This window comes from Pseudomonas sp. Q1 (assembly GCF_009935975.1).
Classification (GTDB): domain Bacteria; phylum Pseudomonadota; class Gammaproteobacteria; order Pseudomonadales; family Pseudomonadaceae; genus Aquipseudomonas; species Aquipseudomonas palleroniana.
Map to the genome: position 1 here is coordinate 237,339 of NZ_QODI01000002.1, position 16,152 is coordinate 253,490.

Annotated in this window: 14 protein-coding genes; 7 read left to right on the forward strand and 7 right to left on the reverse strand. The window is 61.5% G+C overall.

All coding sequences use genetic code 11. The annotated features are described in order from the left end of the window. Positions 1-42: 42 nt before the first annotated feature. Positions 43-1,053 carry an aldo/keto reductase gene (locus DK870_RS04100; protein ID WP_161548017.1) on the reverse strand — a complete coding sequence of 337 codons (1,011 nt, stop codon included), beginning with the start codon at positions 1,051-1,053 and terminating at the stop codon, positions 43-45. Between the two features lie 81 nt (positions 1,054-1,134). Beyond that, a complete protein-coding gene (locus DK870_RS04105; protein WP_161548018.1) occupies positions 1,135-2,037 on the reverse strand; it encodes a LysR family transcriptional regulator in 903 nt (300 codons plus the stop codon). Positions 2,038-2,138: 101 nt separating this feature from the next. Here DK870_RS04105 and DK870_RS04110 point away from each other — a divergent pair, with 101 nt between their 5' ends. Next, positions 2,139-2,843, forward strand: a complete 705-nt coding sequence (locus DK870_RS04110; RefSeq protein ID WP_161548019.1) for an SDR family oxidoreductase — start codon at positions 2,139-2,141, stop codon at positions 2,841-2,843. 102 nt (positions 2,844-2,945) lie between these two features. Further along, on the forward strand, positions 2,946-3,119 hold the full coding sequence (locus DK870_RS04115) for a hypothetical protein (RefSeq protein ID WP_158510680.1): 174 nt from the start codon (positions 2,946-2,948) through the stop codon (positions 3,117-3,119). Positions 3,120-3,163: 44 nt separating this feature from the next. Here DK870_RS04115 and DK870_RS04120 read toward each other — a convergent pair whose 3' ends face one another. Next, complete coding sequence (locus DK870_RS04120; RefSeq protein WP_161548020.1) at positions 3,164-4,474, reverse strand: MFS transporter; 1,311 nt, start codon at positions 4,472-4,474, stop codon at positions 3,164-3,166. A gap of 158 nt (positions 4,475-4,632) precedes the next feature. Here DK870_RS04120 and DK870_RS04125 point away from each other — a divergent pair, with 158 nt between their 5' ends. From DK870_RS04125 to DK870_RS04140, 4 genes are all read left to right on the forward strand, one after another. After that, on the forward strand, positions 4,633-5,739 hold the full coding sequence (locus tag DK870_RS04125) for a sugar diacid recognition domain-containing protein (RefSeq protein ID WP_161548021.1): 1,107 nt from the start codon (positions 4,633-4,635) through the stop codon (positions 5,737-5,739). A 91-nt stretch (positions 5,740-5,830) separates the two neighbouring features. Beyond that, the gene (locus DK870_RS04130) at positions 5,831-6,970 is read left to right on the forward strand and encodes a glycerate kinase (protein ID WP_161548022.1); all 1,140 of its coding nucleotides are present in this window, start codon (positions 5,831-5,833) and stop codon (positions 6,968-6,970) included. 53 nt (positions 6,971-7,023) lie between these two features. After that, positions 7,024-8,094 carry a DUF1176 domain-containing protein gene (locus DK870_RS04135; protein ID WP_161548023.1) on the forward strand — a complete coding sequence of 357 codons (1,071 nt, stop codon included), beginning with the start codon at positions 7,024-7,026 and terminating at the stop codon, positions 8,092-8,094. A 61-nt stretch (positions 8,095-8,155) separates the two neighbouring features. Next, positions 8,156-8,677, forward strand: coding sequence for a GNAT family N-acetyltransferase (locus tag DK870_RS04140; RefSeq protein ID WP_060752989.1), 522 nt, complete (start codon positions 8,156-8,158; stop codon positions 8,675-8,677). 191 nt (positions 8,678-8,868) lie between these two features. On the opposite strand, the gene DK870_RS04145 is transcribed toward DK870_RS04140, so the two are convergent. After that, positions 8,869-9,561: an aspartate/glutamate racemase family protein gene (locus tag DK870_RS04145; protein ID WP_060752990.1), complete on the reverse strand. Its 693-nt coding sequence runs from the start codon at positions 9,559-9,561 to the stop codon at positions 8,869-8,871. Positions 9,562-9,780: 219 nt separating this feature from the next. On the opposite strand from DK870_RS04145, the gene DK870_RS04150 reads away from it, so the two are divergent. Then, a complete protein-coding gene (locus DK870_RS04150; protein WP_104993842.1) occupies positions 9,781-10,449 on the forward strand; it encodes a DUF3313 domain-containing protein in 669 nt (222 codons plus the stop codon). 47 nt (positions 10,450-10,496) lie between these two features. On the opposite strand, the gene DK870_RS04155 is transcribed toward DK870_RS04150, so the two are convergent. The 3 genes from DK870_RS04155 to DK870_RS04165 form a co-directional block, all read right to left on the reverse strand. Then, positions 10,497-11,897 (reverse strand): DUF1254 domain-containing protein, encoded by a 1,401-nt coding sequence (locus tag DK870_RS04155; protein WP_060752992.1) that lies wholly within the window; start codon positions 11,895-11,897, stop codon positions 10,497-10,499. A 198-nt stretch (positions 11,898-12,095) separates the two neighbouring features. Further along, the gene (locus tag DK870_RS04160) at positions 12,096-12,458 is read right to left on the reverse strand and encodes a response regulator (RefSeq protein ID WP_060752993.1); all 363 of its coding nucleotides are present in this window, start codon (positions 12,456-12,458) and stop codon (positions 12,096-12,098) included. Between the two features lie 144 nt (positions 12,459-12,602). Next, the gene (locus DK870_RS04165) at positions 12,603-16,103 is read right to left on the reverse strand and encodes a hypothetical protein (protein ID WP_161548024.1); all 3,501 of its coding nucleotides are present in this window, start codon (positions 16,101-16,103) and stop codon (positions 12,603-12,605) included. Positions 16,104-16,152 lie beyond the last annotated feature (49 nt).

Genomic DNA, 16,152 nt, shown 5'->3' on the forward strand with positions numbered 1-16,152 from the left:
GCGGGTGGCGGCAAACCCGCGTGCGCCGACAGGGGGTGATCATCAGGAGCGGGCGATGCGCCCTGAGACAAAATGGCCCACATCATTGAAGCCCAGTGTGGACGAATGCCCAGGCGTCACCAGCGCGTCGATAAACGCCTCATCCTGCGCCGTGATCTTCACATCCAGCGCGCCCGTGTAGGCATCCCACTGCGCCTCGGTACGCGGTCCGACAATGGCCGAACTCACCGCCGAATGGTTCAGCACCCAGGCAATCGCAAACTCGACCATCCCCACGCCCCGGCCTTGGGTGTATTGCTGAATCTGCTGGGCAATGCGCAGCGACTCGACGCGCCATTCGGTTTCCAGAATGCGCTTGTCCTGGCGCGCCGCGCGGCTGCCGGCTTCGGGGGTTGCATCAGGGGCGTACTTGCCGCTGAGCACACCGCGGGCCAGCGGGCTGTAAGGCACCACGCCCAAGCCATAGGCGGCGGCCGCGGTGAGCTGCTCGACCTCGGCCTGGCGATTGACGATGTTATACAGCGGCTGGCTGATGATCGGCTTGTCCACGCCCAGACGCTCGGCGACCCGGATCACCTCGGCAATGCGCCAGCCACGATAATTGGACAGGCCCCAGTAGCGGATCTTGCCCTGGCGGATCAGATCGCCGATGGCTGACACCGTAGCCTCCAAGGGGGTGTCGTGGTCTTCACGGTGCAGGTAATAGATATCCAGGTAATCGGTGTCCAGGCGTGCCAGGCTGGCCTCCAGCGCATTGAACATACGCTTGCGGCTCAACCCGCTGCGGTTGGGCAAACCTTCTGCCGGGCCGATGCCGACTTTCGACGCCACCACCCAATCCTGGCGGTTACGCGCAATGGCCTCACCCACGATCTCTTCGGAGCGCCCGCCGGTATACACGTCAGCCGTGTCGATAAAGTTGATGCCTTGGTCCCAGGCTTTGTCGATGATGCGCAGCGAGTCTTCAGTGCTGGTCTGTTCACCAAACATCATGGTGCCGAGTGTCAGTGCGCTGACCTTCAAGCCGGACTGGCCCAGTGTGCGGTAAATCATGGAAAGCTCCTCGTGGCGTTGAAACGTAGCGCCTGCAATACCAGATCGGGCCGCTCTGGAACAAGCCCTGCCCAGGTTTCTTCATGCACTCAGCAACGCCTGGCAGCGTAGCTGAAGAAAACGATGCAGCACTTTCACGCGTTCCGACACTTGCAGGCGATGGGGGCACATCAGGTTGAACGGCGTCGGCTCGCCTTGCCAATCGGTCAGCAGCGGCACCAGCCGCCCCGCTTGGATATCGCGGGCGATGTCCAGGGCGGCTTTATAGGCGATGCCATGGCCGGCCAGGGCCCAGCGCCGAACGATTTCACCATCGTCACTCAGATAGTCGCCCGTGACCTCGACTTCCTGCAGGTGCGTGCCCTGGCGAAAATACCAGGTGTTATTGGCCTGCCCACGGCGCATATAACGCAATGCACTGTGGTGCGCCAAATCCGCCGGCTGGCTCGGTGTGCCATGACGCGCGAGGTAGTCGGGGCTGGCGCAGGCAATGCGCCGATGGCCCGGTACCACCGGCAGCGCCACCAGGCTTGAGTCTCGGGGGACGCCAAAGCGCAGGGCAATGTCGACGGTGTCGCGAAACAGGTCGGCGTTGCTGTCATTGAGCAGCAGTTGCAAGCGGATGTTCGGGTGTTCGACCTTGAACTCATCCAGCCAGCCCAGCAGCACGTTGCGCCCAAAATCCGAGGGTGCCGCCAGTTGCAACAAGCCACTCAGGCTCTGGCCCTGTTGCTTGATGGCCTGTTCGCCTTCCGCCAGGGCTTCCAGTGCCACCCGTACGCTGTCCAGATAACGCCGGCCTTCCTCGGTCAAGCGCATGCTGCGGGTGGAACGCGCGAGCAGGCGCACGCCGAGCCGGGTTTCCAGGCGTTTAAGGGCGATGCTCGCGGCGGCCGGCGTCAGGCCCAGCCCACGTGCTGCGGCCGACAAGCTGCCGCTATCGGCGGAGCGCACAAAGACTTCAAGGTCCAGGGTCGAGCTCATCTGTAAAATTCCTTTAAAGATCTTGTCGTTTTACCGGGATTTTTCGCGGATTGCCAAGCGAGGAAGATGAACGCTCACTTTCTGACCTTGGATGTTTCTCTATGAACGCTTCCCTCAACGGTAAAACCGTCATCGTGATCGGTGGCAGCAGCGGGATCGGTGCGGCAGTCGCCAAGGCCGCCGCTGCGCGTGGCGCACAGGTGGTACTGGCCGGGCGTCGGCTGACATCCGGCGTAGACAACGGTCTGCGCAGCGAACCGGTCGACGTCACCGACGCCGCGTCCTTGCAGCGTCTGTTCGCGACGGTGGGGCGCTTTGATCACCTGGTGTATACGTCCGGCCCGTCGGTACGCGCCAAGACGCTGGTCGAGACCGATTTGCTCGAGGCCCAGGACAATTTCAACGTGAAACTCTGGGGCGCGTTGCGCGCCATCCAGCAGGCGCTGCCGTATTTGCATGAGCACGGCAGCATCAGCCTGACCTCGGGGCAACTGGGGCGCAAGTTGGCGCCCGGCCAGTTCATCAAGACCGGCATCAACGCGGCGACCGAGGCGCTGGGCAAGCAACTGGCCAAAGAGTTGGCGCCGCGTCGGGTCAATGTAGTCAGCCCGGGGGTGATTGACACACCGGCGTATGCCGGGTTGGCCGAGGAACAGCGCCTGGCGATGTTCGCCAAGGCCGGCGAAGGCCTGCCGGTGGGTCGTGTGGGGCAGGCTGAAGAAGTGGCGGCGGGGTATGTGCTGGCCATGGAAAATGGCTTTATGACCGGCGCCGTGATCGACATTGACGGTGGCGGCCTGTTGTAGGCACGGGCAAGGTCGATGGGAACGCAATCGCTGGTGAGACCACAGAGGTTGTAACTGCCGATGCCTGGCAGTGTTCATCCAATGATTCCAAGGAGAAACCCCATGTCCTCAGTAAACCAGCCGACGGCGTTCCCAGGCGCCAATCATCTGATCGAGTCGATTATCGCCACGCTGCAAAACAAGCCGCCGGTTGAAAACCGTCCGCTCAGCGAGGATCAGCAGCGAGTCTTGAACGGGCTGCCGGTTCAGCCGCAACCCGCTCAAGTGACTTACTGATCAGTGGCTCCCATGCATTCATAGGCGTGGGAGCCATGGACGGCTCAGGTCCTGAGGCTACGCGTCATGCGCAGTGCCAACAGGCTACCGGCAACAATCACGGCCGCCAGCAGGTACAGCGCCATGTCCGTGGAACCGGTGGCATCTTTCACAAAGCCGACGATATACGGGCTCAGAAAACCCGCCATCTGGCCCATGGAGTTGATCAGCGCCAGGCCGCCTGCCGCCGCACCGGCGCTGAGCATTGCCGTGGGCACCGGCCAGAACATCGGCAGGCCGGTCAGGGCGCCCATGGTGGCGATCGTCAGGCCCAGAATCGCCAAGGCCGGCGTGGTGGCGAAATTCACCGCAATCACCAGGCCGATTGCGCCCATCAACATCGGTACGACTAAATGCCAGCGCCGCTCTTTACGCAAATCGGCCGAGCGCCCCACCAGCAGCATGAACACCGCCGCCAGCAAATACGGGATGGCACTGAGCCAGCCGATCACCAGGTTATCGCTGAAACCCAGGTTCTTGATGATCGACGGCAGCCAGAAGTTGATCGCGTAGACGCCACTCTGGATGCAGAAGTAGATCAGGCCGAACGCCCAGATCGCCGGGTTCCTGAACACTTCAGCCAATGAGTCGCTGGTGGTTTTCGGTTTGTTCGCCAAATCGGTCGCCTGGTCAGCTTCCAATACCTCACGTTCGTGGGGTTTGAGCCACTTGGCGTTGGCGAAGTTATCGCTGAGCAGGAAGTAGGCGAGGGCGCCGAGGATCACGGTGGGGATGCCCTGCAACAGGAACATCCACTGCCAGCCCGCCAGGCCACCTTGGCCGGCGGCGAAGTGGTTGAGGATCCAACCGGAGAACGGGCTGCCGAGCAGGCCGGAAACCGGGATCGCCGACATGAACAACGCCATGATGCGCCCACGGCGAAAGGTCGGGAACCACTGCGAAAGGTACAGCACCACACCCGGGAAGAAACCGGCCTCGGCGGCGCCGGTCAACAGGCGCAGGGTGTAGAAATGCGTCGGTGTGGTGACGAACAGCAGGCACGTAGACAGCGTGCCCCACACGATCATCATCAGCGCAATCCAGCGCCGTGGGCCGAACCGGGTCAGCGCCAGGTTGCTCGGTACGCCGCACAGCACGTAGCCGATAAAGAAGATACCGGCACCGAGGCCGTACACGGTTTCGCTGAATTTCAACGCATCGAGCATCTGCAGTTTGGCAAAGCCAACGTTTACCCGGTCGAGGTAATTGAACAGATAGCAGATAAAGATGAAGGGGATCAGGCGCAGGGTAATGCGCTGATAGATGGCGTTTTTATCGTCATCGGTGGCCTGTGTGGCAGCGGCGCTCTGTGACATGGGGTTCTCTCTTTATTATGATTTTTCGCGATGCGAGGGTAACGTTGATCGCCCAAACAGTCTCGGTGACGTGATGGGGTACTGTCTTTGTGCTCGCGCACAGTCGAGCGCCCTTTGCGCTGTGCCGCTGAACAACCGCTTTCCAGGAAAATAGCCCCATGTTCGAGTTGGATCATGACTTGGCGCAGGATATTGTCGATCGCACCATGGCAATCCTGCCTTACAACGTCAACGTCATGGACAGCCAGGGCCTGATCCTGGGCAGTGGCGAGCCGGAGCGCATCAATACCCGCCACGAGGGCGCGCAGTTGGTGCTGGCCAATGGTCGCGTGGTGGAAATCGACGGCCAGACCGCCAAGCACCTCAAGGGAGTGCAGCCGGGCATCAACCTGCCATTGCTGCATGACCAGCGCCTGATCGGTGTGCTGGGGATTACCGGCGAACCCGAAGGGCTGCGCACCTACGCCGAGCTGGTGCGCATGACCGCTGAAATGCTGGTGAGCCACCGTCACCAGCAAGCCGAACAGCAATGGCGCCGGCAGCGCTGTGATGATTTGCTCGCCTTGTTGCTGGCCGACAGTGGCGACTCACCACGGCTGGTGGACGAAGCCCAACAGTTGGGGCTCAAGCCGCAGATGCCCCGTACGCCGTACCTGTTCGAGCTGGGGCCGGGGCAATCGGCCGAAGCCTTGAGTGCCTGGCTGGGCAGTCGCTACCCGGACAGTTGGTGTGTCAGCTCGGCGCAGTTCTCGCTGTTGTGGTGTCGGCCGGCAACCGTGCCGGTAGACAACCCGCGCCTGTTGGAAAAACTCGATGGACAGGGCTGGAACATCCTGCGTGTAGCCGTGGGCGGGCAGGCCGATGGCTTGGCCGGGTTGCGTCGTTGCTACCGACGTGTCAGCGATCTGCTGGCCTACGGCCGGGATGTACTGCCTCAGTCACGCCTGCTGACCCTCAACCGTTACCGCCTGCCGGTGATGCTCTGGCGTCATCGCAACGATGATGCCCTGGACGAATTGCTCAACCCGCTGCGCAAAGTCCTGGCCAAGGACAGCAACGGCCAACTGCTCGCCACCTTGCGCAGTTGGTGCGAACACGATGGCCAAAGCCAGGCGTGCGCCGATGCCCTAGGCATCCATCGCAACAGTTTGCGTTATCGCATGGAGCGTATCGCCGAACTCAGCGGGGCCGACCCCCTGACACTGGACGGCATGCTCGCCCTCTACCTGGGCGTACAGCTGTTACCCCAGGCTTTGTCGGAATGAACAACAAAGCTCATCCACACTTGTGCATCGGACCGGCGTCATCCCCGCAGACAACTGGCAGCATGGGCGTTATAAAAACCGGAGAAAGCCCATGAAAATCATCATCGCCCCCGACTCGTTCAAGGACAGCCTGAGTGCTGAAGGCGTTGCCCAGGCCATTGCCGAAGGGCTGGCCGAGGTCTGGCCGGATGCGCAATGCATCCAGTGTCCGATGGCGGATGGCGGTGAAGGGACGGTGGATGCGGTACTCGCCGCCTGCAACGGCGAACTGCGCCGCCAATGGGTGCGGGGGCCGCTGGGCGGCACGGTCGAGGCACGCTGGGGCTGGTTGGCAGCCAGCCACACCGCGATGATCGAAATGGCCGAAGCGAGCGGCCTGCAACGGGTACCGCCAGGGCAGCGCGACGCATGCTCCAGCACCACCTACGGCACCGGCGAGCTGATCCGTGCCGCCTTGGACCTGGGGGCCCGCCGTATCATCCTGGCGATTGGCGGTAGCGCCACCAATGACGCGGGTGCCGGCGCCATGCAGGCCCTTGGCGTGCAACTGCTCGATGACCAACAGCAACCACTGCCCGCCGGCGGCCTGGCGTTGGCGCGCCTGGCGCACCTCAACCTGGAGCGGTTGGACCCGCGCCTGGCGCAGGTGCAATTTGAAATCGCGGCGGATGTGAACAACCCCCTGTGTGGCCCCCAGGGCGCTTCAGCCATTTTCGGCCCGCAAAAGGGCGCCGATCCCGCGCAGGTCCAACAGCTGGATGCAGCCCTCGGCCACTTCGCCGACCACTGCGCCAGGGTGCTGCCCAAGGATGTGCGCGACGAGCCCGGCAGCGGCGCCGCCGGTGGCCTGGGCTTTGCCGCCAAGGCGTTTCTAGGCGCACAGTTTCGGGCCGGCGTTGAAGTTGTGGCCGAACTGGTGGGCCTGGACGCTGCCGTACGCGGCGCCGACCTGGTGATCACCGGCGAAGGCCGCTTCGACGCCCAGACCCTGCGCGGTAAAACCCCCTTTGGCGTGGCCCGTATCGCCCAGCGGCACCAGGTGCCTGTGATCGTGATCGCCGGCACCCTGGGCGATGGCTATGAACAGATGTACGCCCATGGCGTGGCGGCTGCGTTCGCCTTGCCGAACGGGCCGATGAGCCTGGAGCAGGCCTGCGCCGAGGCGCCGCGTCTGTTGCGCGAGCGGGCGGCGGATGTTGCGCGGGTGTGGCGAACCGCTTCCGGCCGCTGACGCCATGCACTGAACATGGGACAATCCGCGCCTTTCAGACACGGAGAGTCCCCATGCTACGCCCCGCATTACTGGCCTTGTCGCTGGCCGGCGCCACCTTTCCAGCCTTCGCCCAACCGCCCGCCGAAACCGTGCCCCTGCTGCGGGAAATCAAGCAATGGGTGACCGGCTGCGACAACCTGCGCAATTGCCATGCCCTCAGTGCGCCCAGCGGCGTCGACGAAGAGGACTACAGCTCCCTGACCTTGCACATCTGGCATCAGGCCGGCCCGCAGGGGTATCCACGTTTGCGTTTTGATCATCGTGGTGAGGCGGTGGACCTTTCTACATTGCTGTTGGATGGTCAGCCTCTGGGCCTGGAGTTGACGCAGGCATTGCACGTGGAGCTGGACGATGAGGGCGAAGACCCCCAGGTTCAGTCCTACGGCGTGATCGATGAAGCACCGGCTCGCCTCTGGTTGCAGCGGTTGCGCAACGGTCAGCGTTTGCAGGTGCCGGGAGATGAAAGCGCGCATGTATCGCTCAGCGGGCTGAGCGCTTCGCTGCTGTTGATGGATGCAGTGCAAGGTCGCCTGGATACCGTCACCGCACTGGCGCGGCCGGGCAAAGGGGCGGCGAGTGAAGTACCGGCGCGTTTGCCGCTACCGCTATTGCGCAAGTTCCCGGCTGCGCCACCGCTGACTGCACAGGAGCAGACCGGCTTGGCGGCCGCCGCCGTGAAAGCCATCACGCAGACCGATACCGAGATGGCGCCGCAGGCTGAAGTCGGCGCGCTGAGTGCGGCTCAAGCCATGAGCGTGGTGCGCTATGACTGCGCCGCCTACAACTGCGAGTACGATGTCACCAGCCGCCAGCGCCAGGCGCCTTACGGCGAAACCCCACTGACCCTGCAACCCTTGCCGTTGGACGGCGCGGCGCTGCAAGGCTCGGTCGGGTATGACGAAGCCACTGGCACGTTGAGCTATTTCTATAAACAGCGTGGGATTGGGGATTGCGGTGCTGGAGGCGTCTGGGTGTATGACGGCAAGGGCTTCCAGCTCAGCGAATTCAAGATGATGCCGCGCTGTACCGGCGTGGGTTATGGCGATTGGCCGTCGCTCTGGTCGAGCGCTCCAGCGCGCTAGCCAGCCGGCGGGTTGGGCCTCTACACTGGCTGGCCACGTGTCTTTCAAAGGATGAAACACAATGCACGCACCTGAACCCCACATCGTGATCCAGCGCTTTACCGAAGCCCATCTGGAAGGCGTCACTGCGCTGTATAACGACCCGGCCGTGTGCCGTCAGGTGCTGCAAATGCCTTTTCAATCCGTGGAGGCCTGGCGCAAGCGCCTGGTGATGGACAACGAAAGGCGCCTGCAACTGGTGGCGGTGCATGGCGGTGAGGTCATCGGCAACCTCGGCATGGAGCAGAATGCCCGCGTTCGCCAAAGCCACATCGCCGGCTTGGGCATGGGAGTCGCTACCGCCTGGCAAGGCAAAGGTGTGGGTTCGAAGCTATTGAGCGCTGCGTTGGAAGTGGCTGACAACTGGATGAACCTGCGACGCGTCGAATTGACGGTGTATGCCGACAACGAAGCCGCTCACGCGCTCTATCGCAAGTTCGGCTTCGAGGTCGAGGGCTGCCTGCGCGATTACGGTGTGCGCGATGGGGTGTTTGTCGACGCGCTGAGCATGGCGCGCCTGCGCAAAGGAGCGGACAACGGGTAACCTGTGGCGAGGGAGCTTGCTCCCGCTGGACTGCGTAGCAGGCCCAGTCGTTTCAAACCAAAAGCTGGGGCCGCTTTGCGACCCAGCGGGAGCAAGCTCCCTCGCCACAGGGACAATGTTCATCCTTAATTGAGCTCGCCCCCTCCCGCAGTTGACTTCAGATGGCTTGGATTACTGTCGATGGCCTTGGCCTAGTCCTGTAAAGCAAACGCCACCGCCGCCCGCGCATGCAGCTCGGTGCTGTCCAGCAGTGGCAGGTTGCTGTGTTCGGGCTGGATCAGCAGGCAGATCTCGGTGCACCCCAGGATGATGGCCTGGGCACCTCGCGCGGCGAGGCTGTCGATCACCCGTTGGTAGACCTGGCGGGAAGCTTCGCTGATCACCCCCACGCACAACTCTTCGTAGATGATCCGGTGCACGGCCTGGCGTTCGTCTGCATCAGGCACCAGCACGCTCAACCCCTGGGCGGCCAGGCGTGATTTGAGAAAGTCCTGCTCCATGGTGAACGCCGTACCCAGCAGGCCCACGGTCAGGGTGCCCGCCGCAAGGGCTGCGGCCGCAGTGGCATCGGCGATATGCAGGAACGGAATCGACACCGCAGCCTCGATGCGCGGCGCCACCAAATGCATGGTATTGGTACACAGCACCACGCAATCGGCGCCGCCGGCCTGCAGGCGGCGCGCCGCGTCTTGCAGAATCACTGCGGTGTCATCCCAGCGCCCGGCATGCTGGGCTTGTTCCACCGGGCCGAAGTCCACGCTGTACATCAATAACTGCGCCGAGCGCAGTGGGCCGAGCTGGTCGCGCACGCTCTGGTTGATGATGCGGTAATACTCGGCGCTAGATTCCCAGCTCATGCCGCCGATAAGGCCAATGGTGCGCATGCGATGCTCCTGACGAGGAATGTCGCGTTACCTTACCCACCGCTCGTGGATTAGTCATACGCAGTTGCCTGCGAAATGACCGGTGCAGTTGACCTCTCGAGCGCAACAGAGCGCGCATCTAGCACTGCGGCAAAACTTGCCGGCAGAAACCCTTGTTTGCGCAAAGTTGGCTATACCTACAGCTCAATATTCCGGTGATGACCGACAGGGAGTTCAATGATGAAGTCAAGGCTAATGATCAGCACGCTGTGCATCGCCTCGCTCGCAATGGCAGGCTGCGCAAGCAAGCTCACCCAACCCGACGAGTATTCGGGGTTTCTATCGGACTACAGTCAGCTCAAGGAAGCCAAGTCGCCTTCGGGCGCTGAAGTGATGCGCTGGGTCGACCCCAATCTGAACCTGCGCAACTACACGGCGGTATTTGTCGAGCCGACCCAGTTTTATCCCAAGCCCCAGGCAACCACTAAAATCCCGCAAGGCACCCTGGACGGTATCAATGCCTATTACAACCAGGCGCTCAAGCGTGAGTTGGCCAAGTCGTTGCCGCTGGCGAGTGCGCCGGGGCCGGGGGTGATTGTGGTGCGTGCCGCCATCACCGCCGTAAGCAGCAAGACCGAAAGCCTCAAGCCTTATGAGTACATCCCTGTGGCCCTGGTGGCGGCGGCCGTGAGTACCGGCGCCGGCATCCGCGATCAGGAAACCACCCTGGGCACCGAAGCGCAGTTCCTCGACGGTGGCAATGGCAAAGTGCTCGCCCAAGTCGTACGCAAAGGCACCGGCAAGCCCCTGTCCAATGATTCCCAGGTCATGAAGGCCGATGATGTGAAAAGTGTGATCGATGCCTGGGCTTCGGATCTGCATCAATCCTATGCCAAGTTCAAACACTGATTATTGCGTGCAAGCAGGAGCGAGCAGGCTCGCTCCTGTACAACCCGTTACTTGAGAGGCGTCAAGGGGGGAAGTTTCCATTGACCGTTACCCACCTCAGGTTTGGGCAGGTAAATGCGCAGCACCGCATAAAACGGACCGGGTGGCGCCGGCAGCCAATTGCTCTGTTCGGCCTTCGGCGGCTCGTGGTGTTGCAGCGCCAGGGTCAGGCCGCCATCGGCGTCGAGCTTGAGGTTGGGCAACATCTGCGAATTGATCAGGTAACGCTTCTTGTGGTTGGGCACCAGCAACTTGGTTTTGGCGTCGTACATGGTCAGCGACCAGAACGCATCGGCCGGCGGCAGTTGGTCCTTGGCAAAATGCACGGTGTAGCTGTGGCGTGCGCCGTTGGCGGGTTTGCCTTCGCTGTCGACGTAGTAGGTCAGGTAGGTGGCTTCGTCGCTTGAGTTACCGAAAATCTCCAGGTTGGCCCCGGCATAGCGGTACAAATAGTTGTTTTTCAGGCGATCACGGCTGCCGAACAGGTCGCTGCTGGAGACTTGCTGGGTGTCGAGCTTGTCTTTCTTGAACGCTGCGAACTCTGCCTTGGCATCGGCGATCCCTTCTTCAAGGGCCTTGCGCTGTTCAGCGCTGAGCTGGTTGACCTTGAACGGTGCGCCCGGCGCAATGCCGATCTTGGCAAAACGCGCCAACAGGTCTTTTTCGCTGTCCTGGGGCGCGGCGAAGCTGAGCATGAAGTTCAGGTAACGGAACAGCTGCGGGCTGTCGGTCATGGTTGCCATCGGCTTGGGCCATTCGATCTTGGCCACTTTGGCCGGAGCGGGCTGCTTCACATAGCTGCTCAGCGGCTGCACTTTATAACCGCTCTGGATCTGCTTGACCTTGGCCAGGTCTTTTTCATCGAACAACTGCGTGCGGTACAAGGCGTAGGCGATGTTGCTTTCGCTGTAGATCACGCGGTCGATGTCGACCGGTTGCTGACCTTTCCAGTCAGGCCCGGCGATCATGAAGTGCCCGCCATTGTTGCCGGTGCTGCGGGTGCCCAGGTAGGCGATGTTCTGCGTGTAGAGGTCGATCAACTGTACCGAGTAGTAGCGGTTGTCTTCGATCTTGGGCAGGGTCAGCACCAGGGGTTCTTTGCGCAGGTCCATCCAGACGAAGGAGTAGGGCGTGTCCGAGTTCGGGGTCGTGAACGCAGTGTCCTTGGGCGTGAACAGCTGGGCGCTGTTACCGATGTGATTGAACGGGGCCTTGAAATTGGTGCCGCCTTTATCAACGGCCTGGGTGTAGAGCGTCTTGTACATCTCCACCACCGGGTAGCCGTACAAGTAGGCCTCCTTGGCGATGGCCCGGGCTTCGGTCGGGGTCGCCGTGAAGTCGGCCCAGGCACCGGTGCTCATGAATATCGAGAGGCTCGCCAACAGCAGGCGCGTCGGTTTTCCAATCATGTAGTTGCGTCCTTCCTGAGTGCTTTTTCAAGGGCGTGGGATTAAAACGCCGAGTTTCCAGTTTTATTCGCCGGACGTCACGTTAATCCCTGCAAACAAGTTGAACTGTCAGTGTGATAACGGCGTGGCGCAGATGTGCAGGTTAGCAGACGGCTCCAGGTTCAGAGGGGCCGTGCTGTTTGTCCTGGGGAAGGAGGGCTACGCGGCGGGCAACATCGATTTGACTTTGTCGCGCAGTTGATCGATCGAGAACGGTTTACCAATGACTTGCATCCCTTCGGGAACGTCGATGTTTTCGGCATAACCACTGGCAAACAGAATTGGTAGGGTGGGGCGGAGCTGACGCACTTGGGTCGCCAATTCCTTGCCGTCCATGTCGGGCAGGCCGACATCGGTCATCATCAGGTGGATGGCTTTGTCGGTGTTGACCACGGCCAGCGCTTCGCCGGCATCAGCGGCCTCCAGTACACAGAACTCCAACTCTTCAAGCACATCGACAATCAACATGCGCACGATGGCGTCGTCTTCGACTACAAGGATGGTGGAGGCAGGGGACGGCATAGTGAACATTCCTGAAAGTAAAGGTGCAGAGGCCAGGTAGGGCTGAGGCAACTCAACTAATGAGTAGTCACAATGCCAGCAAGTTCCGAAAAACTTAATGGCACTGTGACTTTAGGCAGGCAGGATGCCTCGGCGCTTGATGGTTTACAACGTAACGCTGGAAAGTTCTCTGACCGCATCCGGGTTGATGCCGGGACGGTTGTTCACGTGGCCGGGCTCAAACGTACTGATGCTGTAGGCGCGTTTACCCGTCAGCGTGCGACGCGTGTTGTGCAACGCCGCGGATTGGCCGCTGTTGAGCAATTCCTCCATGCCTTTTTCCATCGACTGCAAGTTTGTGAATTTGACCAGGCCGGCGTTGGGGTCGAAAAAGAACCACTCAGGCTTACCGTTTTTGATCCGCACCCCAGCCAGCATCGCGTGATCCACAGTACCGATCCTGATAGTCATCGACTTTCCAGACGTGAGCATTTTCTCGATGATCTCGTCGTACCCGACTTCCACCTGCCCGCCGAAATGGAAGGCACTGGGTTTTTTCACCGCATCTTGCAGGTCGCGCAAATGCGTGGCGAATCGTGTGTGGGCGGCCGTTGAAGGGTTGTCGCTCACCTTGAGCAGGTTCTTCACAAACTGCTCTTCGCTGCCCAGATGCAGCGCCAGCGCCATGGCATAGGATATGCCGGCGCACTCGCCGACGGAGGACAAGTCAACGTGTGCGTTATAACGGGCCTGTGAAAAGGGCAGCACCGATACCCCTGGCCCCGTCACATCATGGCGCAGTAACGCGCTGGTGTACTCACCGTCCCGGATATAGGCAAGTTTCAGTTCCCGGCTCAGGATGCCCAGCTCACGTGGCAGTCGCCCCTGCGCTTCTGCCAGTTTCCTGAGTTGTGAACTGCCCATTCCATCGCGATAACCCGGCAGTTCCTGCAAGCGTCCGGTCAAATAACCCTGATTGAAGGCCGGTCTGTTTTGCGCTGTCCGTGCGTTAAGGATGTTGTTGTGCAGTCTTAAATACGCAGGTTCGTTGGCCACCCCATTCAAGGCATGCAGCTCAGGTGCTCCGCGTGGGGAAAAACCGTCGATGGGCAGGCCATAGGGTTTATTGGCGATGGGATCATAGGGGTACCAGTGATCATTTTTCAGGACGGCGACGCCTTCGGTCTCGATCCCACCCACCTTGTATGTGCCGATCAAGGTCGGCCCATGCTCCTTGCTGGCAGCCTTCAATAAGTCATAGCCACCGCTCGCGCCCCTCAGGTGATTGAGCCATTCGACGCTCTTGGAGAACCCGCCGCCGATCAAGCGGGTGGCACCCACCGCCGCATCGCCCAGGCCGCTCAAAGGATTGAGTGAACTGAAGGTGGCCATCCCGATGACCTTGACCGTACGCGCCACCTTGGTGGCGGTTGCGGCGGCAGTGCCGGCGATCTTGATAACCTTGCCGGCGGTGCCCACGCCGGCGGTCAAGACGCCGAACAGGTCCATGCCCAGGTCTAACAAACCTTCGCCGATATGCCCTTTGCGAAAGTGATTGAACGCCGCGCGAAAGGGGATCAGGTCCAGTATGGCCTCGCTGACCGCTTCGCCGCGCCTGCGATTGTTATCGGCGGTGGTGAGGCCGCGGGCCTGTTGTTTGATCGCCTCGTTATCCAGGTCGACATGCTGCACGAAGGCGTCAGCGATCAGGCCCGTGCGCTCGGAATTGAAGCTGTCGGGTGGCGATTGACTCGGGCGCTGTTGCGCCTCTCGACGGGCAGCGTCGTCACCCTTGGGGACAAAGGCTTGTGTTTCGTGCACGACACTGGCGTCCCGACGGCTCTGGGCGCTTGCCCGCGACGGCCGGATCGGTGTAATCGCACCTTTGTTAAAGCTGATCGCGTAGGCCCTGGTCACCCCGTCGCGCTCGACTGCGACCAGCAGTTCCTCATTTCTGGGGTGTGGCGTGGTCCCGGTAAACCCCGTGCCCAAGCTGTGTGAATGCTCCTGGAAGAAGCTGATCTTGCCGTATTCGAGATCTTCGCGCACCGCCAGGGGCGCCTGGCTGATCAAGTGCCTGACGTAAGTATTGATGGCGGCCTTTTTTTGCTGGACCGCGTCGGCGAACTGCGCCTCGAAGGCGTCGGCCACGCCAAACCGAGGGTTGGCATTCAAGGCCGCCAGCGGCATGCGCGTGTCGTCAGAGGTGAAGACGCAGTCAGCGTCCGGCAAGTCCATCATGGCGATGTCCAGCATCGAGTGGGGCCCGACCTCGAACGTCCGATAGCCGACGCCGCCATCGGCTGTGGTTTCCTGGCGGCTGATGTGAAGTCGTTTTTCCTCGAACAGGGCCTGTTGCTCGGGGAAGCGTTTTTTCAGCTCGGCCAGCGCCATCTCTCGACGCGACGGAATCTGCGCATCCAAGGCTTGCGTGGCGGCGCTGGTCAGCGCTCTGCGTGCATTGAATTCACCGAGCAGGGCGGTGAGCTCATCAGCGCTATAGTGTTGATCATCTTTCCTGGCCAGCACCCCGTTGGCCACGCCCCAATCCACCAGGACTTCCCGTTGCACGCGCCCGGTCAAGGCCGGGTCGGCTGCACTGGCGCTGCGAGCCGCCAGCATGACTTCGCTAAAGGTCATATTCGCGACCTTGCCGGGCGTTTGCGCTTCAATGGTGGCGGCGGCTATCGACAGGTTGACCCAGGCCAGGCTGCCATAGGTGACGCTGGCCGGAATGTCCTTGATCAGCAACGCCGGTGCGCGATTGGCCAACAACAGATGCGCGGCGACGCCGGCCATGGCCGCGCTGGTCTTTACCTGCGTGACCAGATGCTGTTCAAGACCATCGACCAGCGTGGACAGCGGCTTGCCCCAGTGCTTGTCATGGGCCAGATCGAAGCCTGCGACAACGTTGCGATGCGGTGTGGTGATGGATTCCGGGTCCAGTTGCAAGATCACGGCAGCGAGCAGGTAGTCCATCGTGCTGCTGTCGGTGGCAACGCCCTGCAGGGTTTCGCGCAGTGTTTCGCCGAGTAATTGCCCTTCGGGTGAACTGATCAAGGCCTCCAGCGCTTTGGCCGGATCATTCAGCAGCCCTGCGGGGAGCGGCGTGCGAAGTCGCAAGAACTCCAGCAACAGGCCCTGGGTCTGCATCACTTGCGGTTGTTGGCCATGGGGGTCGACATGGCTCATGGCGATGCGCCGGACGCGTTGCTGTTGATCGGCGCTCAGCGGCACAGGCCACGACAGCGCACCGCCCAGGTTGCCCAACGGATGCACTTGGCCACGGCCGATAACGGCGTCCGAGAGGCCGTCGAGCGCGAAATGGCGGTCAGGTAAAGGCAAGCCGAGACTGAGGATGAAAGCCTCAAGGGTGATGTGCCGGCCGGCATCCTGAGGAGGATGTGAGTCAGGATCAAGCAGCATCGATGTGCTTTTCAGCGCTGCCAATATCACCGGTGCGGTGGCGTCCGCGCCCAGTTGCCTGGCCAGTTGACTGAGCGCTTCGCCCAAGGTGATGAGGTTTCGTTTATCGGCCAGGGCGGTTTTAAGGTTGGGCTTGGGGTTGGCGACCGCGTTGCCGGGTGTAGGCGCAGGCGTAGGGGCGGGTACTAGTGTGGGAAGCGTCGGGATTGCGCGTGGCAGGTGGTGAACAGAGCTTGTCATCTGGGAGCACCTTTATGGGAATGAAGTGGCGCCTTTGCGGTGGAGCCTC